Origin of the sequence: Granulosicoccus antarcticus IMCC3135, assembly GCF_002215215.1 — a bacterium.
GTDB lineage: Bacteria > Pseudomonadota > Gammaproteobacteria > Granulosicoccales > Granulosicoccaceae > Granulosicoccus > Granulosicoccus antarcticus.
The window spans coordinates 1,599,510-1,622,080 of sequence record NZ_CP018632.1; the positions used below are offsets into that span (position 1 = coordinate 1,599,510).

Annotated in this window: 17 protein-coding genes; 10 read left to right on the top strand and 7 right to left on the bottom strand. The window is 53.0% G+C overall.

The window, feature by feature from the left end:
• The first annotated feature begins 11 nt into the window (after window positions 1-11).
• The 3 genes from IMCC3135_RS06895 (at window position 12) to IMCC3135_RS06905 (ending at window position 3,878) form a co-directional block, all read left to right on the top strand.
• Entirely contained in the window at window positions 12-425 is a 414-nt protein-coding gene (locus IMCC3135_RS06895) for a VOC family protein (RefSeq protein WP_088916938.1), read from the top strand.
• 259 nt (window positions 426-684) lie between these two features.
• The gene (locus IMCC3135_RS06900) at window positions 685-3,105 is read left to right on the top strand and encodes a Tle-like phospholipase domain-containing protein (protein ID WP_157735811.1); all 2,421 of its coding nucleotides are present in this window, start codon (window positions 685-687) and stop codon (window positions 3,103-3,105) included.
• 17 nt (window positions 3,106-3,122) lie between these two features.
• Window positions 3,123-3,878, top strand: coding sequence for an ankyrin repeat domain-containing protein (locus IMCC3135_RS06905; protein WP_157735812.1), 756 nt, complete (start codon window positions 3,123-3,125; stop codon window positions 3,876-3,878).
• 15 nt (window positions 3,879-3,893) lie between these two features.
• Here IMCC3135_RS06905 and IMCC3135_RS06910 read toward each other — a convergent pair whose 3' ends face one another.
• From IMCC3135_RS06910 to IMCC3135_RS06925, 4 genes are all read right to left on the bottom strand, one after another.
• Window positions 3,894-4,814: an alpha/beta fold hydrolase gene (locus IMCC3135_RS06910; RefSeq protein WP_088916941.1), complete on the bottom strand. Its 921-nt coding sequence runs from the start codon at window positions 4,812-4,814 to the stop codon at window positions 3,894-3,896.
• Window positions 4,815-7,520, bottom strand: coding sequence for an amino acid adenylation domain-containing protein (locus IMCC3135_RS06915; protein WP_088916942.1), 2,706 nt, complete (start codon window positions 7,518-7,520; stop codon window positions 4,815-4,817).
• A 143-nt stretch (window positions 7,521-7,663) separates the two neighbouring features.
• Window positions 7,664-8,842, bottom strand: coding sequence for a DegT/DnrJ/EryC1/StrS family aminotransferase (locus IMCC3135_RS06920; RefSeq protein ID WP_088916943.1), 1,179 nt, complete (start codon window positions 8,840-8,842; stop codon window positions 7,664-7,666).
• A gap of 211 nt (window positions 8,843-9,053) precedes the next feature.
• Window positions 9,054-10,796: a hypothetical protein gene (locus IMCC3135_RS06925; RefSeq protein ID WP_088916944.1), complete on the bottom strand. Its 1,743-nt coding sequence runs from the start codon at window positions 10,794-10,796 to the stop codon at window positions 9,054-9,056.
• A 484-nt stretch (window positions 10,797-11,280) separates the two neighbouring features.
• Between IMCC3135_RS06925 and IMCC3135_RS06935 the strand changes: the two genes are divergently transcribed.
• Together IMCC3135_RS06935 and IMCC3135_RS06940 are read left to right on the top strand one after the other, a co-directional pair.
• On the top strand, window positions 11,281-11,673 hold the full coding sequence (locus IMCC3135_RS06935; protein WP_088916946.1) for a peptidoglycan-binding domain-containing protein: 393 nt from the start codon (window positions 11,281-11,283) through the stop codon (window positions 11,671-11,673).
• A 14-nt stretch (window positions 11,674-11,687) separates the two neighbouring features.
• On the top strand, window positions 11,688-13,616 hold the full coding sequence (locus IMCC3135_RS06940; RefSeq protein WP_088916947.1) for an AsmA family protein: 1,929 nt from the start codon (window positions 11,688-11,690) through the stop codon (window positions 13,614-13,616).
• A gap of 3 nt (window positions 13,617-13,619) precedes the next feature.
• Here the strand turns inward: IMCC3135_RS06940 and IMCC3135_RS06945 are convergent, their stop codons facing one another.
• Window positions 13,620-14,573: an AEC family transporter gene (locus tag IMCC3135_RS06945; protein WP_088916948.1), complete on the bottom strand. Its 954-nt coding sequence runs from the start codon at window positions 14,571-14,573 to the stop codon at window positions 13,620-13,622.
• A 273-nt stretch (window positions 14,574-14,846) separates the two neighbouring features.
• Here IMCC3135_RS06945 and IMCC3135_RS06950 point away from each other — a divergent pair, with 273 nt between their 5' ends.
• The 4 genes from IMCC3135_RS06950 to IMCC3135_RS06965 all read left to right on the top strand — a co-directional run bounded on the left by IMCC3135_RS06950 (window position 14,847) and on the right by IMCC3135_RS06965 (window position 19,498).
• Complete coding sequence (locus IMCC3135_RS06950; RefSeq protein ID WP_205737941.1) at window positions 14,847-16,127, top strand: putative DNA modification/repair radical SAM protein; 1,281 nt, start codon at window positions 14,847-14,849, stop codon at window positions 16,125-16,127.
• 7 nt (window positions 16,128-16,134) lie between these two features.
• Window positions 16,135-17,631, top strand: coding sequence for a UdgX family uracil-DNA binding protein (locus IMCC3135_RS06955; protein WP_169727421.1), 1,497 nt, complete (start codon window positions 16,135-16,137; stop codon window positions 17,629-17,631).
• Window positions 17,632-17,828: 197 nt separating this feature from the next.
• The gene (locus tag IMCC3135_RS06960; protein WP_157735813.1) at window positions 17,829-19,001 is read left to right on the top strand and encodes an RICIN domain-containing protein; all 1,173 of its coding nucleotides are present in this window, start codon (window positions 17,829-17,831) and stop codon (window positions 18,999-19,001) included.
• A gap of 119 nt (window positions 19,002-19,120) precedes the next feature.
• Window positions 19,121-19,498, top strand: coding sequence for a hypothetical protein (locus tag IMCC3135_RS06965; RefSeq protein WP_088916951.1), 378 nt, complete (start codon window positions 19,121-19,123; stop codon window positions 19,496-19,498).
• 28 nt (window positions 19,499-19,526) lie between these two features.
• Here IMCC3135_RS06965 and IMCC3135_RS06970 read toward each other — a convergent pair whose 3' ends face one another.
• Window positions 19,527-19,856 carry a non-heme iron oxygenase ferredoxin subunit gene (locus IMCC3135_RS06970; RefSeq protein ID WP_088916952.1) on the bottom strand — a complete coding sequence of 110 codons (330 nt, stop codon included), beginning with the start codon at window positions 19,854-19,856 and terminating at the stop codon, window positions 19,527-19,529.
• A 29-nt stretch (window positions 19,857-19,885) separates the two neighbouring features.
• The gene (gene cysG, locus IMCC3135_RS06975; protein WP_257790403.1) at window positions 19,886-21,301 is read right to left on the bottom strand and encodes a siroheme synthase CysG; all 1,416 of its coding nucleotides are present in this window, start codon (window positions 21,299-21,301) and stop codon (window positions 19,886-19,888) included.
• A gap of 126 nt (window positions 21,302-21,427) precedes the next feature.
• On the opposite strand from cysG, the gene IMCC3135_RS06980 reads away from it, so the two are divergent.
• Entirely contained in the window at window positions 21,428-22,537 is a 1,110-nt protein-coding gene (locus tag IMCC3135_RS06980; RefSeq protein ID WP_088921717.1) for an anthranilate phosphoribosyltransferase, read from the top strand.
• Window positions 22,538-22,571: the final 34 nt, after the last annotated feature.

Consider the following 22,571-nt stretch of genomic DNA (forward strand, 5'->3'; position numbering starts at 1 on the left):
CGCTAACTATCATGACGGAGAAAAACCCGAGCATTATTTCGCATGTGTCATTGGGTACCAATGATCTTGCGGGTGCCTGTACCTTCTATGACAACGTGCTGTCGACACTGGGGATAGAACGAATCGAAACACTGGAGGGAATGGCTGCGGCCTATGGCAGACAATTCCCTGAGTTCTGGATAGCCTTGCCTGAGAACGATGAGAAGGCAACGGTCGGCAATGGCGTGCACATCGGTTTCATTGCAGAATCTCGTGAAGCTGTGCAAGCCTTTCACAAGGCGGCACTGAGTGCAGGCGGAACTGATGCTGGTGCACCGGGTCCTCGACCACACTACGGTGAGCCTTATTACGGTTGTTTTATCGTTGATCCGGATGGCAACAAGATCGAGGCTACCTTCTGGGATGGGTCCGTGGCTTCTGTCTGAGGGTTTCTGTCGTGAGACTCTGAAAGTGAGACGTAAGTCTCGGAAAAGTGCAGAGATATTTGTTTAGTATCGGAAGCAGTGTTTTTCAACATCAATGGGCGGCAGGACGTTAGCCCAACTCCATCACACAGGGAAAGTGTATGAAGTCCTTACAGGTGCAATTTTCACGAACCACGGCGTTCGTCAATAAGTTCAAAGCTCAGAACAGGCATTGGATAGCTTGTTCGTCGAGACAAAGAGGTAGCCCGGTCTTACCGGTTTGAAGCTCAAGCGGCTGTGCTGGGCACTGCTTTTGTCGGCCTGCCTGAACCTTTGCGCTTTCACTTCAGGGCTGGCGGCCGACGATACTTCGCAGTCACCAGAAATCTCCAGTCCAGAGCCTGTGCTCAGTTGCCTGGTGCCAGAAGCAGGGGCACCGTCTTGCGGTATTGAGAATGAACCTGGCAGCTCGCCCAGCACGCAGGAAGTGCGGTATCACGTCGGCAATCCGATTAATGTAGTCAGTGGCAATAAGTATCAATTCGACCTTGATTACAAGTCTTTTACATCCGGGCTGACACTGGCACGTCATTACAACAGTACATTGAATTCCCATGACGTTGGTTTTGGACCAGGATGGCGACATACCTATCAGGTTTTGTTAACGCGCTCAGGTGAGGATCATTTATCTATTGTGCAAAGCGACGGGCGCCTGATCCATTTTTACCGTTCAACCGATGTCAGTCGTCCAGATCTGTTCTTGCCGACATCGGCAGGCGACGGTTACCTGGAGTCTGGTGAACGCAGTACCTGGTACTTGAGTGATGGACGACGCATGATTTTTCAAGGATCCTATCTTGTATTACTGGATTCAGGTGGTTATCTGGGAAGCGTGAGTTTGAACTATCGAGCCGGGAAGTTGCAGTCGGTGACCGATAGTCACGGTGATGTTCTCTTGTTTCAGTACGTGCCCGGCATCGACAAGCTCCCCGAGTATGGCAGTGCCACCATGGCGCAAGTTGCCGGATCGATTGCTTCTGTGAGGCTGCCCAATGGTGAACTCATTCAGTATCAATACGGCAGTTTTGGGAATCTGCTGGAGGCGCAGTATCCCGATGGGCAGGTGGTGGAGTATGGCTATGACGATGACGACTGGCCGAACCACCTCTCCGGACGTCAATCCAGTGTAGAAGGCCGCATCAGCGAATGGCGCTATGACTCATCAGGACAGGCCATCGCCTGGATTGAAGAGGGTGGTCGCAATGGCCTGGAGATTGTGCGTGACTCCGTGAGTGGTGATTCAAGCGTCGCTGAACCGGGCACCTCGGGCGCCGTTGTGACCTATGTTGATGGTCGTAAAACTCGCTACGACTGGTCGGGTGAAAACGGTGGGTTTTCCGATAGGAATGGTACGTTCAATATTACCTGTGACAACTGTGTGCCTGAAACAGCCCCCTCCTCAGGGCCTGTTAAAGGCCCACAATCAACAGATCCTATGGGTGATGCCGTAGCCAGCCTTTGGGCAGGTCTGAAACGCTTGAATGACGCCTCAACGGGGCAGCCGTCAGGAGAGAGTACTTATGACGGTGTCTATCCTCATGAGCAGGGTGATATTGCCGTCAAGCTGACAACGGATAGAACGGGCCATATCAAGCAGATGGTTCTTGGCGAGTTGACATTCTCGGAGCTTGCCAGACGTTCTTTGACCGAATCACTACCACCGTGTTTTGCCGGTGAGAATCTGCCCAATCCGGAGACGTTTTCACACGACAGAGTTCAGGCTTTGGGGCGTGGGGCGGAACCTTGTCAGTTGGACGGGTTGGTGTCGGTCGAACTGTTGCAAAAACTCGAAACGTATTCCAGCCCTGAACCAGATACCGGCTTTAATCCAGGTGGTGGGTTGGCAAGGAGTGCCAGTGATGTGCCTTGGTGGTCAGAGATGCGCAGGTACTGTGGTTTACCTGCGGGTAAAACGTGTCAGGACCTGACTGATGATCTCAATATGGCATTGTTATCTCGTTGTGCATATGGCAATGATAGCTGCGAGCCGTTGTATACCTTGGTGAAGCCGGAAGAGATCGGTTTTACGAACGATCAATTCCATCTTGATGGTTTTGATGCACAGCTATATCAGGATCCTGCGACGGGTCGCTATATTGTTGCATTCCGGGGTACGGATGGGGTGGGAGACGATTGGGATGTCAATTTTGAGCAGGCAAGGGGGAACAGGGCGAGGCAGTATGATCTTGCATTTACTCTGGCTAGAGATATTGCGAGAAGATTCCCGGGCGCAGAGATCGAATTTACTGGTCACTCACTGGGCGGTGGGCTGGCTACTGTTGCTGCTCTGGCAACACAAAGACCTGCCACCGTCTTCAACACGGCGGCTTTTCAACCGACAACAGCTGCCTTGTACGGACTGACAAACGAATATGCCAATGCTGATCAACACGTAGAACATATTCATACAGACTTTGACCCCGTCACTGTTCTGCAGGAGCGATTGGATGATCTGGACTGGGGGAATCTACAAACGGCGCCCGGTCATTTTACTCAAATTCCCAATCCGGATGTTCCCTGGGTCAATGCGGTTCACGAGAATGCCCAACAAGGTATAGATGGGTTCTTTCCGGCCATCTGGCATTCCATGGATGCGGTGATACACGTTCTGGAATCGTTGATTGCAGTTAATTGCCCATGAATAAAGGAGAACGCAGAATGTTTGCACAATCATGGAGGTTCCCGGTTTTTCTGCTGCTATTCGCCAGTTTTATGTGGACGAGCAGCGTACTGGCTGAAGGCTCCGTTGATATGGATAGAAAGCTTCTGAGCCGTCTGGTGGACAAGGATCTGGAAGGCGCTCGTGCAGCTCTGGAAAAGGGGGCAAATCCGGAAGCGGTGCTGGGGCGTGAGCTGGCCGATCATGCCATGTGTACGGCCATTGACCACTACAACAGTCAGTTTCTTGAGCTGCTGGTGGAATATGGCGCATCGCCAAATGCCTATTTTGATGTTGGTTATCCCAATCGACGTACGCCACTGGCTTGTTCGGTCTATTTGTGGAATTTTGCAGCGTTTGATTATCTACTGGCTCACGGTGCTGATCCTTCCGTGGACTTGCACAAAGAATCCATTGAGAAGTATCGGAATTGGCAAACAGCATTTGTAAGTGCATTAAGTGGGACTCGATACCCTATGGCTCTGAAACTTGTTCAGTTATATGAGCTTCATCCAGCTGAATTGTCTCAATTGGTATATACGCTTGAGAATTTCAGTTACAGCGAAGCCCACCCATGGAACTACGCTCGGAAAGCTCTGATCGAATGGACCCGAAAACGCGTGCCTGATTTCAACCCACGGGCGGCGCACCCGTCTCCGGATGGCGTTAGCAAGGAATGCCTGTTCATGTTCAGAGATTACGAGCAGGGCTTGAAAAAAGGCACCGTGTGTCCTCGGCCTGAAGACGTACGGTGAACTCAATCGAGCTGACTACAACCGGGTACGACTAAATGCCGAATTGCTGAACCATTCACCGGTCCAGCGCACGACCGTCTCACGATCCTCCTTGAGAATCAGCGTGTGATCGGCCTTTGGCAGATAACGTTCAGCCAGGTGAACGTTATCGCTTAGTTCAGGAAACATCGCCCTTAGCTGTCCCTCGTAGGTATAAGTGTCGTGTTCGCTGCCCGTGTAGAGAAACAGAATGTCGGTTTCTGCCGTGCAGAGCCGCATCAAGGTTTCACCTGTTTCGCTTTGTGGTGGGATATATCGGTAGTCATCATCAAGCTGAATAAGTGCTTGTTGATCTGCATCGGTCTGTGAGTTCTTTGGCGATGACACACGGTCCTGGTTGAAGACAGACTGGACTCGCTGTCGCAGCGCTGTCGTTCTGTTAAGCAGTTTCTGCCACATGAACAAGCGAGGCAAATAGAATTTCAGCACACGATGGAACTTGAATCTGCCGGCCGGGTAGGCGTAACCGTTGAGTAGTGCAATCCCTACCACTCGGGGATCTCGCTGTGCGGTGGCCAGCGCATCGTCAGCGCCGGAGCACAATCCGAGTAAAACAAAGTGCTGATGATCATGATGGTGTTGTAGATAATCCATAGCCTCGGTTACCTCTCGGATAGAGCGCTCTGTGAAATCACCACCCAGACTGCTGGATTCACTATCACCGGCCCCTGACAGATCAAATCGAAGGCCTGCGACTCCTTGTGTGGCCAGACTCCTTGCAAGCTCTACGTGCAGACGTGTGGGCCCGATATGGTGCAGCAATCCTGCTGTCAGGAAAAGAGCACAGGGTTGTTTTTCCTGTCTGTCCGTTGGTGCTGTGTAAATCCCTGTCAGCTGGCATTGCGAGCCAAATGCACAGGCAGTTTCCAGTACTTTTATGTCAGGTATATCCACCATTCACCCCACCTGCCGTTTGGCGGTAGCCATGTAAGGCGAATGCTGTATCAGCTTGTCGGCCAGCGTGCGGGCTCCCTGGGTGATCATCATGTCATGGGTTGTCGCACGCGGATCAAGCCAATCAGTTGCTTCATCAAGAGGGTGTATATCAACTCCGGTCGATCTCACTGCGCTGAACCGCTCATCAATGAGCATGGAAGGCGGTATCAGCAATTGCGCGGAATGATTCCAGGTGTTCTGCTCGATGCTGGCGGCCAGAGTCTGTGCAGACAATGATTGGCACAACTTTTCATGCAACCGTATACCAGCGAACTCTCGCATGGTGCTGCCTTTCGCAGAAGGCTTGCGTGGACGCAGGAAGCGAAAGGTATCGGCCAGAATTCCCGTGTGAAGTGCCTGCATTTGAGACAACCATTGTTCACCTGACAATACAGGGTCCCAGTAGTAGCGACTATTGACTGGCCAGTTTTCCAGCGATACCTCGGCTGCCACCAGAGCTCCGGTACGAAAGCCTACGATATCCAGTGTATCGACTTGAGCACATAACAGCCTGGCAGCGTGCTCGATATCGTCTTTCCAGACTTGCAGATCGCTCAGGGTCTCGGCATCACCACTGGAGTTGGCAGTACCGGTCCAGTCGAAGCGCATGACGGTATAACCCTGTCTGGAGAAATTCTGCATCAGACTGCGAAAGGGTCGTTGAGTACGGCGTTGTTCGTTACCCAGCGGTGCTACCAGTAATATCCCTCGTCCATTTCCCTGTCCAGCCTGGGGCTTTTGAAGCAAGGTATAGAGTTGCGTTCCTCGACTATTGATGAACGCAGGTTCTGGCGGCGGCACACGGCGGGTAGTCTGCTTGCCCTGAATGTGTCCAGCAAGTAGTGCCACCGTATCGAGAAAGAAAAAATCTCTCGTAGATAGCGTGTAATCGAGTTGTTTTTGAATAGCGGTGATCGCTCGTACCGCCATCAGTGAATCTCCGCCAAGGGAGATAAAACTGTCGTCACTGCCAACTTCAGGCATACCGAGCACTTCACTCCAGATCTGGCACAGGGCACGCTCCAGGTCGCTTTCCGGCTCTACAAACCCTGCGCTTCTGGCTGCAACACCATTGAGCGGATCAGGCAATGCTTTACGATCGATCTTGCCATTGATGGTCTTGGGGAGCTGCTCCATGAAACAGTAGCGCGAGGGCATCATCCATTGCGGCAATCGCGTTTGCAGAAAAGCGGCAACGGTTGCGGCCTGCAGGGTGATATCCGCACTGGCGACATAGGCAAACAGCTGGCGTTGCCCAGCATGCTCAACGATGCAGACAAGCGATTCACTGACACCCGGGCAGGTGTTGATGGCATTTTCCACTTCGCCCGGCTCGATCCGGTAGCTGCCCACCTTGATCTGGTGATCGGTTCTTCCTGCATATTCGATGTTGCCATCATCCAGCCAGCGAGCCAGATCGCCGGTCCGGTAGAGACGGGCGCCTTCTATCTGCGAGAAGGGGTTCGCAACAAAAGCCCTGGCTGTCTGTTCCAGGCGATTAAGGTAGCCCTCGGCAAGCGCAGCACCACCGATGTACAGCTCTCCGGTTTCCCCCGCGGTGACTTCATGGCCTTGCGTATCGAGGATATGCGCTGTGTATCCTGCTATGGGCATGCCGATGGGCAAGGCCTCTCCCTGCCAGCCTGGTGGTGGTACGAATACAGTTGCGGTGACGGTCGTCTCAGTCGGGCCATAGGCGTTGGCCCACAGCATCGTCTGCTGGGTTAATGACTGCCAGCGTTGATAATGTTCAGGCGAGACCTTCTCTCCGGTAACGACCATCAGCCTCAAACTGGGCGGTGAGAGCACATTGGCAGCCATCATCAAGTCTACCCATTCGTGCCAGTAGCCGGTTGCCAGATGCACTGCCGTAATACCATATTGCTCGATAATGTCACTCAGTTCGATTTGCGCTTCACTACGAGCCGTCGGTCGCAGCACCACGGTACTGCCGACAGTCAACGGCGGAAAGATCTCTTCGATACTGATATCAAAACTCAGTGTTGCAAACTGCAAAGTACGATCGTCAGGTTGTAACTGATAGACCTGAGCATCGGCCTGGCAATAGCACGCCAGTGCACCGTGGGAGATAGGGACACCCTTGGGTTGTCCGGTAGAGCCCGAGGTGTACATGATATAGGCACGATCTGCAGTGGCAGGCGTCTGCCAGGCATCATTCGTTAGTGTGCCCTCGCTGCTTTGCGGCGCATCCTGCGCGGTTGCTTGATTCGCAGCCGTTGAATCACCGACTTCATCAAGAGAGGCGATTGCATTGCTCAGATGCCCCAGAGTCAGCACGGGAATCTGAGAGCTCGCTGCCAGTAGCTGCAAACGTGCGATGACTGCATCATCCGTGACGATGCAGCGTACTCCAGCATCCTGCAGCATATAGTCGATTCGCTCATCAGGAAATGCTGTGTCTATGGGGACGAAAACACAGCCTGCCCGCAGAGTGCCCAGCATGGCAACAATAACGGCGATAGAGCGTTCACACATCAAGGCTACCGAATCACCGGCATTCAGATCTCTGTCTGCCAGCTGTAAGGCAAATTGGCGGCTCAGGCTATCCAGTTGTGAGTAGCTGATCTCACACTGGTCATGCACCAATGCAATGGCTGCTGGTCGCAATGCACACTGCTTGTCGAAATCTGTAAAGAAAGAATTCATTTTTATAAAGAGGACGATGAATCAGCGATTGCTGACCAGGGGCCAGGGCAGGAAAGACAGTGTACAAACAAGCGATACGTTGTCAGGGGATGCTCCGGTTTTTTGCCGTTTATGAGAAGTCATAGCGATTTTGAGGGAGGGCCTCAATCTGCATCAATCACGAGGGACAAGCAGTGTGCCATGTGAATGATATTGGCGTCCGTCAGCTGTTGATGTACGGGCAAGGCCAACAGGCTCTGCTTGAATTGACGAGCATTTGGAAATTCAGGCCAGGGTATGCGCGGCGATAGATTCTGCCACCAGTTGAACGCCTCTATGTCGAGTCGGGCAAGCCGTCTGACGCATTCTTTAGGCGACTTCACCTGCACCACAAAGTACAACGGACAAGCTCCTTCAGGCAGGTCACGATTGACGATACCCACGGTATCCAGCTCGCTGATCAGCTTGACCCACAAGGCATGGTTGGCCCGGCGCAAACGACGAACCTCATCTGCATCGGCGTTTTCCAGCAAGCGGCGGCTGAAGGCGGAGATTCCCTGCCCGAAGACCGGATACGCTTCTGCGCCTTCCACATCCGGCGTCAACCACTTGTGAGCGGCCAGCAGGCCGGTGAAATTCACGATTTTGGCTGCAATAGCCGGCAAAGACCAGGCAGCCAACGTCAGATAGCGGGCCAGATTGGCAAGGCCCTTTTTCTGCCCCGATCGAGCTCTTTGCTGGAAGGAATAAGCCACCCGGCTCATGCACGCAATGATTGACAAGGGTTTACAATTTTCAAGTGATGATTGTCGCAATTTATCGCTGCTAACCAGTGCTCCACCCTCGCTTAGCGGCAGAGTCTTGCGCATACTGAAGATAGCGTAGTCGCCTGATTGCCCGACAGCGCGGCCTCGTTGTGTGGCGTAGAGGGCATGCGCACAATCTTCGATCAGAATGATCTGATGTGCCCGGCATTGCTCGGCGATGGCCTCGACTTCAGGCTGTGCGATGCCCAGATAATGGGTGAGCAGCATCACTCGAAGCTCTGGCTGGTTGCTCAGAATACGGTCCAACTCTTCTCGATTGATGCTGAAATCAGTTGCCACGTCATAGAAATACATCTCACAATCCAGCTTTTCGAAGGGCCCCAGTTCTGCTCCACAACAATAGGCGGGTAGTAGTACTTTCGCACCGTGTTCCAGTTGCATGTCCTGCAGGGCGGCATGGATGGCTGCGCTGCCGTTGTAGGTGTAGAGTCTTCGAGCCGGTGGCAAATCGACCGGGTAGGTGTCAGCTCTGGATGATGCCAGAGGCAGATCTGACCACGATAGTGTCGGGGTCATGCTGATATGACCCGTACGGAAAAAGTGTTTTAATCGATTAATCAACAGGGTGAATAGTTCAGGTTAGAAGCCGAGCCTGCGGTTCAAAAACCGTCTGAATAGTCAGGCCAGGGCAAGATGAGTGCCATGGCCGGTTTGCGATGGACAAAGAGTCGTCAGATGCAAACCGGCTTTTTCAGCTTCTAGAATAACAAGCTATTGCATTGTCGTTTCAGGGCTGCACTGTGTAGCCGTCTTGCCACAACAACGGACCCATCGTTTCACCATCCCCGGTTGTGATCATGAAGGTATCGCGCTCGCCTTCCACGGGGGTGACAGACAGATGAGTGCCGTCATCGGCTTGAACCTCGATACTGCCACTCTGCCAGAAGAACGGCTCTTCTGGACTGGCTCCCGAGTACGCAACCGGCTCGCCAGTTTCCGGATCAGTGGTAATCACTGCATCGTCACTGAAATTCAGAGCGACAAACACTCGGAGGTGTTGCTCGTTACTCCAGGGAGCATGGACTTCAAACTGGCCAGTCACCGAATTTGCTACCCGGTACTCTACGATGCGAATCAATTCGCCGTCGTCACCTGGCCGTGTAGTGCTGCTAAAAGCAGAATTGTTGTCAATATGAGTACGTACAACCGAATAGTCGTCAATTTCCAGTTGCCCGTTTTCAAAGGCCCCGCGATAACTGGCTGAGTGCCAGCCGGATTCGCTGTTGAATGCGACAAAGGACAGATTGCCCGATGCATATCCGCCGCTCAGAGTTTGAGTATTGCCACTACTGTCGGTGACTGAAAAGTCGTAGACAGGATATTGGTTGATGACGCCTCTTTGAACGTTGCGAATACCGGTCGTACCGTTGTAGATATTGCTCCCTGCTACGCAATTGTCGAAAACGGTATCGGATGCATTCACCTCATACGCGGAATAGAGTTTTATACCACCACCGGCTGCGCAGGAATAAGCCGAATAGCGTGTTGCATCATAGTAGTCACCTTCGCCGTATTGATTTTCCAGCGGATACGCCGGATTCTGTTCGCCACCTTCGAGGAAGACGATATCGTCGATGGTATTGCTGATGTAGAAGGTTTTGTTCTGGAATTTCAGATCCTGGGCTGCATTGTCAAAAATCGCATCGATGGCCTCTTCGTTGATGACAGCGACGACCTCTTTCACAATCTGTTCGGCGTTAGCCAGGCTCAGAATGCTGTCACCATCCGGACTGTGCGATTCTGTGGATGCCGGTACGCTGATGGATACCCCTTGTGCAGCGTCAAAGGGTTTTATCAGGAAGCTTTGTGTCTGGTCATCGTCCAATTCTTCAACAAACCAGCTTAGGCCCTGGGTTGTACCCACCTGGATATCATCCTGGAAGATGGTGTAGGTGATGGGAAGTTGAGCGCCTGCGGGGTGCGCCCAGAACAATTCGATAGCGGTTGACGAATAGCGTTCATAGCGCAGATCAACAGCTTGCAGAGGCGCATCATTATCGCCTGTGATAACGATATTTTCCCAGCGTTGGCTGGTTGTATGATTGATGACGATATAGTTGCCCGCTGTAACAAGGCAGCTGAGGCCCCCCTGGCAGACGGATTCAAACGTGTCTGCATTTTGTACCTGATACCAGCCATTATCTGGCCAGCTGATAGTGTTGTTGTCTACCGTGAGCTGTGTCTCATCGAGTCCTGCCCTGACTTGTTCGAAGCGCTCGCCGGTTGTGTGGTTGATGACAATATAGTTTCCTGCGGTGACCTGGCAAGAGCGGACTCCACTGCAAATCTCCTGATAATCATCTGCACTTTGCACCTGGTACCAGCCATCGTCCGGGAGCTGAATGGTCAGTCCATCGACAATGGGGGCGGCGTCAAGTGCCGAATTCAGGCCGATGATTGATATTGATGCCAGAATAATAGATGAAAAAGTATGCCGCGGTTTTTCAAGGGGGCAGGTTTGAGCGTGCATGAGTCGGTTTTTCCTGTGTGTGAAAATCAGAGAGGGTGTCCACAAATATTACATGTCGTTGTTCGCCTGAACAACGCTACAAATACCGCCACTTGCGTGTTTCTCTACACGATGATGCGGCAATGACATGCTGAGTAGAAAAGCGGCTCTTTGTTGCTTATGATTCAATCGCACTGGCTTCCATCATGGGGCATGGTGATGAAAGCTGTACTGCCGTCATCAAAGCCTACGAAAACTTGTCGGGTGTCAAAGCCTGTCTGGATGAGGAAAAGCAATAGTCAGGGACGTGCCATAACCGGTTGTTTAACGAGCTCTCAGGTTTGGATTCGAATCTGAGAGGGCCATGTATACATACGATTGATCCGCTGCTTGCGAATACAGCTTCAAGCCCTTGCGAGGGGAGCCAATGCTCTCTATGATCTTGCTGAAAGGTAATGTATTATCATAACGCCCATCATCCGTTTGTACAGGGAGCAACTCAAGCATGCAGCCAGTTCAGGTACCCAGGAAGGATGCTCGAGTCGTTCGGTTGGTTCTTGTGTTGAGTGCGACTATGGCCGCTGCAATCGTCACCAGCGGCTGCGAAACGGTCGATGGGGTGCGGGATCAGTTATCCGAACGGCTGAGTCGTGATAAAACACCTGCGGGAGGACAGGCTGCCCTGGTTGCCGAGCCGGCTCCCAATGAGACTTTGACAGGCCAGATACAGGAGAAACTCGTGGAACTGGGTTATAAACCCGGTCGCATAACCGGCAAGCTCAACTCAAGGACTGAAGCGGCTATACAGGATTTTCAACTGGATAATGATCTGAGAATCGATGGTAGAGCGACTGAGGAGCTGCTCAATACGTTGACCATTACCTTGTCGAACCGGTAGCCTCCCGTTTGAACGTGCCCACGTTACAACGCAAAAAACGGATTGCAGTTGCGATAACGTCGATAGCCGTTTTACTGGGTGCTGCATTTCTAGGCAGCTACTTTGTCGTGCAGTCCAGCAGTTTCAAAGGTTACCTGTCCAAAAGTCTCTCTAACGTTCTTGGTGAGCGTGTCGATATCGGCCAAGACATCCAGATCAGCAGCATTTTTCCTCGACTATCCGTTGTGTTGCCCAATGTAAAAATGCGACCCACATCACTGGGGCGCAATGTGGAGCGGGCTCGAATCGACAGCCTGACGATGTCGGTATCACCGGGCGTGGTTTTCAGTGGTGGCGAGAGAGGTCACGTGGACATTCATGTAAAGCAGATTACGCTGTTGTCTGCCGCGTCCCGAGTGATAGCTCCAGCCGCTGATAGCGTCACAGGTTCAGCGGCAGAAAGTAGTATCGGCATCGAACCCTCCATCGCCCAGTCTTTCGGTTCATGGCTGCAACGTTCATCGGCTCTTGATATCGCATTCACGACAGAGCGGTTTGTCTATCTGGCCAGGGATGCCAAAACAGGGAATGAGCGCCATGAAATGACGAATTTGTCCCTTACAGCGAAAGATCAGGCAGTAAAGCTAAGTGCGATGCTAGAGGTACAGGATCAGCCGCTCAGGTCTGTGAACGCTGAGTACATATCAACCACTGATATTTCTGAATTCAACGCTAACAACCAAGCGCTTCGTGCAGAGTTATCTGTCGATACAAGTCTGGCGGCCTTTGATAACAGCGCTGAGTCGCAAGCTAGTCTGAATGATGAACCCACGCACTCGTTCAGTACGCCTGTAGAGCTCAGTGGCAATCGGGTAGATTTCACGAGTATTGAGTACCGTAGCCCTATCGGCTGGCTGCGCGGTTCTCTGGGTATCGACATGGGCACTGATCGACCGCACATTGTGGCTGATCTTGAAGTTCGAAAACTGCAGTTATCGTTGATCGGAAACCAGCATGGGCAGCCCGATGGCGACTCTGAATCACGACTTTTTCCCTTCAAACCGTTTGCGTTTCGTATTCCCGAGCATATCGATGCACAAGTGGATATGCACCTGGGGGCTGTCAGGCTCGATGCGACACCGGTCATCAACGGTAACGTACAGATCTCGCTCATTAACGGCAAGGTGCAGTTACGAACAAAAAACCTGACTATGCTAGGTGGCAAGAGCGAGCTTTCCATCGATGTCACTACGCCAACACAGGGCTTTGTTAGCGTGAGCATGAAGCTGGAAGCTGACAATGCTCAGCTGAATCGAATACGATCGCCGAACACGGGCGAACCGATGATCAGCAAGGGCAAGGCTGACGTGATTATGGCCCTGAAGGGGTCTGGTCCATCGCCCGGGCATATTGCCGCGTCCAGTAGTGGCTATATCCTGGCTGCCGTAGACAGTGCTGAAATCAACCAGAAGTACTCGACTCTGATCGATCAAGGTGTGGTGAGTTGGGGGCTGGATCGGATATCCGTATTGACCAGAAAGTCAGAATCCGATAAGGCACGTTCACGACTGAGTGACCCGTTGTCAGTTCTCTGTGCCTCTGTAAAACTGTACCTGAACGATGGTCGTGCTGAAGTGAGCAATGGCGTGATCATCGAACTTCCACAGAACACCCTGTACAGCTCAGGTTATATCAATCTCTATAATGAGAAGATGGGCTTCGCCTTGCGAGCCAAGAAAAAAAGTCTTTTTGAGTGGAGTGCTATTTCCATTGCCCGGTTTGCCGAGATCAGTGGAACTCTGGCCAAACCGTCGGTGACTCTGAACAAGAACGAACTGGCCAAACAAGGCATTCTGTCCACCTCATCCATCATGTGGGGGCCGCTACCTTCGCTTGTCTATACTCTGGCAGAATCGGGCGTGAATAACAGTCAAAGCAAGAAATGCCGCAAGTCCATCGAATAGATCCTAGAACAAGGTTCTGGCGACGTAAGACCAGAACAGCAGCGTCAGGGGGCCAACCAGCGTCGAGAGCAAAAGTGTGTTCGAGGCGACAGCTTCGCCGGTACCGAAGCGTGTAGCCAACAGGTAGGGGTTGATGCCGGTAGGCATGGCAGCAGCGACAATAACGATATGGGCCTGCAATTCAGAGAGGCCAAAAGCCAGGGATGCCAGTGTTGCCAAAGCGGGCATCAACAGTAGCTTTAAGGTAGTCATTGTTGCGGCCTGTGGCACGTTGCGGGCGATGCCGAAGCGACGCAGACTGAGACCGAGTGATATCAACGCCAGAGTACCCGCCACGGCTGCGAGGCGGTCAATCAATTCGCTGACAAAGCCGGGTAGCTCAAAGGGCAGGAATCGCCAGATCACGCCAGCCAGTATGCCGAGTATGAGTGGGTTGGAGGCGAGTGAGATCAGGACTCGACGTAGCGTGATCACCAGACTGGTCTGCTGTTCGCGCAAGCCATCGAGTATTTCTGCCCGCTCGTTGAGGATCACAGAGCTTGTCATCATGATTGGCAGGTGAATTGCCAGAATCAAAGACAGCGTTTCCGTACCTGCTTGCCCGAACAGTGCAAAAATCACCGGCAGCCCCAGTAGTAACAGGTTGGAGAAGCTTGCAGACAAGCCGGCCACCACACCGGAACGGGCATCACGATGGAATCCTCGTCGGATGATGAGCGTTGCCACCACCCAAGTAAGTAAAATAGAGGAGAAGTAGGCTGCCCAGAGACCCAGTGGCTTGACACTCCCCAGGTCGACTTGTGACAGGGTGCGGAAGAGCAGCGCGGGAATGGCTACTGCCACCACAAAATCTCCCAAGGCTTCGCCGGCCCCTTCGCGCAATATGCCACGCCAGGCAAGCAGATAGCCGATTGCGACCAGGCTGAACACTAACGCGAGTGTATTGACAATTCCCATGGACTGAAGCGACCCCTGTCGTTACGGCGCCGTCAATTTGATGATGGCAGGCTGAGGCCGTTTGGCAGATTGTAGCAATTCCGGGGCTGCAGGATAATACCTTTGCGAGTCTCAAGCATCATGGGTCGAGGGCATCAGCGCGAATTGTTCCGCGCGTGTCAGACGGTGCCAGCTTACCCGTAAGTCATTTTTGCGTAAAACTTACAGGCTCGTTCGATTGCCACTAATACTGTTAATTTATATACTGTATAAAATAACTGTAGATATGAAGTTATGTCAACTATCAAGACGCATCCGATCGCGCCCATACCGGAAGTCCCGCTGAAGCTTCAGGGCAAGCTGGCGATTCTTGCCGATGCGGCCAAATACGACGCATCCTGCTCATCCAGTGGCACCGAGTCCCGAAATTCTCTGGATGGCACGGGCGTGGGTTCTACCGGGGGGGCGGGTATTTGTCATTCCTATGCACCTGATGGGCGCTGTATTTCACTGCTTAAAATTCTACTGACCAATTTTTGCACCTTCGATTGTCTGTATTGCGTCAACCGGGTATCCAGTAACGTTCCGCGTGCGCGATTCTCCGTAGACGAAGTAGTGGATCTGACGCTGTCGTTCTACAAACGCAATTACATTGAAGGCCTGTTTCTCTCCTCGGGCATCATTCAAAGTCCTGACTACACGATGGAGCAGGTCGTTGAGGTGGCCAGAAGGCTACGAGTGGTTCATGATTTTCGTGGCTATATACATCTGAAAACCATCCCCGAAGCATCGCCCGATTTGCTTGCCTCGGCCGGTTTGTATGCAGATCGTCTATCCATCAATATTGAACTGGCAAGAACGTCGAGCCTTGCCACACTCGCTCCGCAAAAGAACAGCAGCGGCATCCGGCGTTCCATGGCGGCCATCCGAGTGAAGCGAGATGAGGCGTCAGACTCCAGTCTGAGTGGCAAGAGGGCTCCGCGTTTTGCCACTGGCGGTCAGAGTACACAGATGATTGTGGGGGCTGACGCTGCCACTGATGGTGAGCTGCTTCATTGTAGCGATACGCTTTATTCGAGTTACAAGTTGAAGCGAGTCTATTATTCCGCCTTCAGCCCAATTCCGGATTCAAGCTCGATCTTGCCGCTGCAGCCGGTCAACCTGCTGCGCGAGCACCGGTTATACCAGGCCGACTGGTTGATGAGGTTTTACGAATTTGACGTACAGGAAATCGTCGCAGGTGGCCAGGCGGGAATGCTGGATGAGTTGCTGGATCCGAAACTTGCCTGGGCATTGAAGCATCGCGAGCAGTTTCCGATCGACATCAACCGCGCCGAGCGCGCCCGCTTGTTACGAATTCCAGGTCTGGGTACGCGCGGGGTAGAACGCATACTCAAGTGTCGTGGTACTGGTTTGCTACGTCTGGCAGATTTGAAGAAAATATCTCGATCGGTAAAGCGGATGCTGCCGTTCATTGTCGCCAGAGACTGGTCACCGGCAACGTTACTTGACACCGCATCGTTGCGTGATCAGTTTGTCCAGAAGCATGCGCAGCAGGATCTTTTTGGGGTTTAGTTCATCAATGATCACCGCAAATATCCAGTATGCAGCCGATTTCAATGGCTGGCGAGTACAGGCCCGGTTGATGCTCGACGCAGAGATTGAGCCCGCACAGGTAATCTGGCAGATTGCAGGGGCATCATCAGACTTGTTTGCAAGCCAGAACGAATTAACGATCCAGGCAGATACGGTGGCACAGCCCAGGCGGCAGGGTCGTGAAAATACCCAATTGGTTCCGCGGGAGTTTATAGCTCTGGCGGAGAAAGTCGTCTGCCATTGTGATGAGAGTCGCTTCGCGCTGCTCTACCGGGTTCTCTGGCGAATGACACACGGTGAGGCAGGATTGCTGCAACGGATCACCGATGATGATGTACACGCCCTGACAGGGTTTGCCAAGGCAGTCTCGCGAGATCGGCACAAGATGACTGCGTTCGTGCGGTTTCGCAAAACACTGGGCTGCGAGCATGAACACTACAGCGCCTGGTTTGAACCCTCCCACCATATTCTTCGTTTAACCAGTCGGTTCTTCTGCAAACGGTTTGCAAATATGGACTGGTCAATTTATACGCCCGAAGGGAGCGCGCACTGGAATCAGTCTGAATTGGTGTTTGGTCCGCCAGGGACTCGAACAGACATTCCAGATGGCGAGATCATGGAGCAGCTCTGGTGTACCTATTTTTCCAATATTTTCAATCCAGCACGTTTGCGACTGGATGCGATGCGATCCGAAATGCCCGTCAAATATTGGAAGAATCTGCCAGAAGCGCCCATTATTGCCAAGCTTACCCGTGAAGCTGGAGCGCGAACCAGTCGCATGGTGGAAGCGGCTCCCAGTGCCGAACCACGGTTTGCCAAAGCGGCACTTTACCGAGGCTCAGAGAAAGCCATCACCCCTTCGGGTTCCCTGAACGAGTTGCGAGAATCTGCAAGCAACTGTTGCCAATGCGCTCATGCTTGCGATGCGACTCAAACGGTGTTCGGAACCGGCCCTGAGGCTGCGCGTATCATGATCGTTGGTGAACAGCCGGGGGATATCGAAGATCTGCAAGGCAGGCCTTTCGTGGGGCCGTCAGGCAAGTTGATTCGTTCGATGCTGGACGAGCTTTCAATCGATCAGGATGGCCTCTATTTCACTAATGCCGTCAAACATTTCAAATATACTATTCGGGGAAAAAAACGCCTTCATCAGAGCCCGTCGGCGGGGGATATTGACCACTGCCGCCCCTGGCTATTAGGGGAAATAGCCTTGATTAAACCGTTGATGATTATTGCCCTGGGCCGAACCGCTGCGAGTTCGCTGCTTGGCAGAGTGGTCCAGCTGGAGAAGGAGCGTGGTGCCCTTCAGAGCTTTGGAGAGTCGGGCCATATCATGGTGACACACCATCCTGCCAGAATTCTGCGCGCAACCAACAAGGCTGATCGCACTCGGTTCAAGACACAATTGCTCGCTGATCTTGGCATGGCCGCATCCTCTTTGCAGTTACCAGAAGACAGGGCAGGTATGCTTGCCTTACACTGATCATTGAACTTGCCTGTGAAAATGAAGCCGTCTGGCAGATTTTCCGGGTATACGGAATAAGTTCTTTCAGTTAACTGTCCGCGACAAAACCTGAGTTGATTAGTATGGATGCTTTAAATTCCCGAATGTTCGCCCGTCTCACGACGGCGTGTCTTCTCTTCCTCATGGTCGGTTGTAGCTCTTCCGACAGCCCGCCCATGATGTCAGATACCGGCGGCGTGACGTTTTACCGGCTCAGCACAGAGTTCCAGGGAGTTACGCATCCATTGGGTATTGATGCGTCAGGTGAGCAAGGCGAAGCGTCCGTGATGCTTGCTGATTCAATCAGTGATGACAATACACAGCAATGGACAGTGAGCTCGCAAGGTGACAGCTATTATCGTATTCAAAATGCATCGATGGGCACGAACAGCTCACTGACAGTCAGTGATGAGATCGGCAACAACGCCATCCAGATGGCTGAGACGGCCGATCAAAGCGGGCAGCTTTGGCAGATTACGGCACTGGATAACGGATTCTGTCGATTTACCTCGCAATTGCTTGGCCTGGATTCATCGCTGGATGTCATCAATGAGGGGGCGGCGCGGCAGCTCACCATGGCAGAAACAGGTAACTATAGTGGCCAGCATTGGCAACTGAATGCGCAGGCGGGTACCTCTACCGACGACACTCTGGCCCGCTGCACAGGCCTGGAAACATCAACCGAGCTGCCAGATAGTTCAGATGATTTCATAGCGACGAGCGCTTATCGGTTAACCACTGTGCAGGGGTTTGAATTGCTGATCAGTCCCCAGCTTGATGCCGCCGTGCAAACGGCAACAGCGACGTTGTCAGAGATAGAGGCTCAATTGATAGCCATTGAGCAGGCGTTACCTGCCGCGGCTCTTGATGAGCTGAAAGAGGTTCGTATCTGGGTTGAACTGGACCAGCTGGTTGACGGTGGTGCCCAATATCATGTCTCAGAGGGCTGGTTGCTGGAAAACGGTTATAACCCGGAGAAAGTCGGAGGCGTAGAAATCTCCAATGCTGCGAATTTTGTCAACTGGTCGCAAACGGCTCAACCCTGGATGGTGTTGCACGAGCTGTCGCATGCCTGGCAGTTCAATCATGCAGAGTCAAATAGCGAGATCGCAATGGCATACCAGGGAGCGCTCGCCTCAGGTATCTATGAGTCTGTTGAATATGTGGATGGCACAAGCGAGCGTGCCTATGCCTTGAGCGACGACAAGGAGTATTTTGCCGAACTGACAGAAGCCTACTTCGGCAAGAACGACTACTATCCTTTCACGCATGATCAGTTGCAGCAGTTCGATGCCGACGGTTATGCGCTGATCGAACAGGTCTGGGGCGTCTCCTCATCGACACCGTGAACTGTCTGAATAGATAAGGCGCTTCTATTCTCCACACTACTGTAAGTATTTCATTCTGGCTTATGTAACTGGCCAGGCGTGTGACAGTTGCTGGTGAAATTTGCCACCAGAGTTCTTCTATGATTCCTCGCGCGAAGTTCAAGACCATGGTCGATCAGAAGCTCATAGCTTCCGTTCGTGTTGTTCCGATCCCCATGGAGTCTCAGTGGTGCATCGATGCCATTATCCGTATGCCTATGGAGGCAGGATCTACAACCGATACAGTCTCGAAGCCACAGTCATCAGGTCAAGGAGGTGACGGTCTGCGAAGATTCAAGACCATTGATGATGCAGCGCAATTTCTGAAGGAAATCGGTATAGGCACGTTCACAGTGGACACACAGGATTCCTTTACTTTTTCAAGTAGCGGTGCTGATGCTGTCAAATACGTCGAACAGTCCGTGCAGATCTGGGATGATGATGCAAGCGATGAGGCCGTGAACAGCCCCGTGGTCTGAACCAGCCCGCAATCATCAAGTTGGACTATTAGATGCAGACCCAGCCGTCTACGATCGAGACATCGAAGACAGGCAGGTCTGCCTCAGCGGGTTCATCAAGCACCTTGCCCGTGCGTATATCGAACTGACTACCATGCAGAGGACAACGCAAGCGGTGTTCGCATAACACGCCTAGCGACAGGGAGATATCCTCATGAGTACAGGTGTCGTGGACGGCATGCACAGTACCTTCCACCAGGCATAGCAGTATTCCGGTGCCCTCATGTAACACTCGATAGGGCACGCCGGGCTTAAGCTCGTCAAGGGCGACCAGGCGGTGATTGCCAGCCTGGTTGATATCGTTGATGGTTGTGGTCATGTTTAATCGATTATCCCTCTGATGCCATCTCAATGGCGTGTTTCAAACCACGCAAGTTTGTCACGCAGCGTAACCACCTCGCCGACGATGATGAGTGTGGGGGCTTTGACAGCTTCGCTCTCCACCAGGCTTGCCAGGGTGCTTAACGTGCCGGTTATGACTTGCTGATTGCTGAGAGTTCCCTGAGAGACGATAGCGATGGGGTGCGTTGAGGGCAGGCCATGTTTGATCAATTGCTCGCAGATAAATGGCAGGCCAGCCAGCCCCATATAGATGACGACAGTCTGTTGAGCGCGTGTCAGTGCTGGCCAGTCCAGGTCAACCGAATTGTCTTTCAGGTGACCGGTGACGAACAGACAGGACTGCGCATGATCACGGTGAGTCAGAGGTATGCCTGCGTAACTGGCACAGCCAGCAGCCGCTGTTATGCCGGGTACTACCTGGAAGGGTACGCTTTCTGAGGCGAGCGTTTCGATTTCCTCGCCGCCGCGACCGAAGATGAAAGGATCGCCGCCTTTCAGCCGCAATACCCGTTTGCCTCGTTTCGCATGTGTGACCAGCAATTGATTGATGGACTCTTGCGGTACGGCATGATCACTACGCTGCTTGCCGACGTAAATCTTCTCGGCTTGCTGATTGACGAGCGACATGACCGGTTCAGACACCAATCGGTCATACAGAACAACATCGCACTGTTGCATGAGTCGCAAAGCGCGAAAGCTCAGTAGATCAGGATCACCGGGGCCAGCACCGACCAGATAGACCTCGCCCTGTGCTTCACTGTCGCCATCATAATCCTGGATGGCCTGCTCGAGAACCTGATCTGTGTTTTGCGTGCGCCCTTGCAGTATGAGCTCTCCGATCCTGCCGTTAAGCAGCTGTTCCCAGAAGCGCCTGCGTTGTCGCCAGTTGCCGATCTTCTGGCGTATCTGATCACGATAGCGCTCTGCCAGTTTGCCCAGTTCGCTGTAGCTGTGGGGCAGAAAAGCATCGATTCGGGCGGTCAGCAAACGAGCCAGCACCGGTGAGGTTCCGGAGCTGGTGATGGCAACCAGAATGGGGGATCGATCTACCAGGGATGGAATCAGAAAGTTGCTGAGTTGTGGTTGATTGGCCACATTGACCCAGCAACCAGCGGCTTCTGCGGCTGCGCCAACTTCCGCATCGCTCTGACGCTCGTCACTGGCGGCGACGACTAGGGTTGCACCTTTGAAATCATCAGCCTGCCAGGCGCGCGCTATATGTGTGAGCTGGTTGTCCTCGATACAGCTTTGCATTGTGGGTGAGAGCTGTTCGGCGATCACATCAACGCGTGCACCATATTGGATCAGCCGACCCGCCTTGCGTTCTGCGTTGCCGCCGCCACCCACGATAATGATGCGGCGACCTTGCATGTCAAGAAAGGCGGGAAAGGTCTGTGTCCGAGTTGGATCTGATTGATTCACAGTAGTTGGTTTCTTGTGCTTCTGGCTCGGTTACCATGACATCCAATAGCTTTGCCGTACAGGCGACTGGTTTGCGGTAACGTTGACGATTTGAAAATTTTCATGCCAGCCACAGGGACTGATTACATGACCGACGATGAATTCATGCGTGATGTTCTTCAGCGCATCGCTACAGGTCCCACATTAAGCAAGGATATATCTGCCGAACATGCGCAGCGAGCCATGCGTATTATCCTTGAAGGCAAGGCCGATGAGGTGCAGGCCGGCATATTCCTGATTGCTTTGCGCATGAAGCGTGAAACTGACGATGAGCTTGTGGGTATTCTGGACGCAATCAACGCAGGAATCACCCCCCTTCGTGTCGAAGTGGATGATTTACTGACAATTGTCGATCCGTACGATGGTTATTTGCGGGGCGTGCCCGTTGCGCCTTTCCTGCCAGCGGCGCTGGCAGCTTGTGGTTTGCGTGTGCTCACACATGGTCTGGATTCAATGGGACCCAAGTTCGGAGCGTCACATGAAGCTGTTTTGCGTGCCGCTGGCCACAAGGTCGGTGTTTCGCGAGAGACAGCTGCCGTCCAGCTGGAGGACGATAACTGTGGCTGGGCCTATCTGTCGCAATTGCAACTGGCTCCGGAGTTGGCTGCACTGACCTCCTTGCGTACCCGAATCGTCAAGCGACCTTGCCTGACCACCATCGAGGTTGCTGTCAATAGTCTGGTGCCGCGAGTGTCCAGCCATCTGGTGACGGGGTTTGTTCATAAACCGTATCCGCCGATCTATGCAATGTTGGCAGCCAAAGCCGGATTTGCCGGTTCAATCATGATTCGTGGCGTCGAGGGAGGAGTGGTTCCTTCTCTGGCTCAGCCCTCACGCTATTTTCATAGCGATGATGGCGTCAATCTGACGCAGGTTGACCTGGAGCCAACCGCTTTGGGAATTGCCTCTGCAGAGCGTGCAGTGCCACTGCCAGCGCATTTGCTCGACGACTCCATTCGCTCAGTCAAGGCCCCGGGCAATCAGTTTGCCAAAGAGCTTGCTGATTGTGCTGCCAAAGCCGGATTGGCTGCCTTGAGTGGGCAAGCCGGACCAGCCAGGGACTCTCTGGTTTACACCGGTGCTGTCATTCTGCAGGCTCGCGGCCTGGCAGATTCTCTGCCGGAGGCCGCAGGGCTGCTGCGCGAAGTGCTGGACAACGGTGAAGCGGAACGACGGTTCCGCCATCTGGCTGCGTAATGTTTGTCGGCCAGATTTAGAAGGGAGCGCGCGG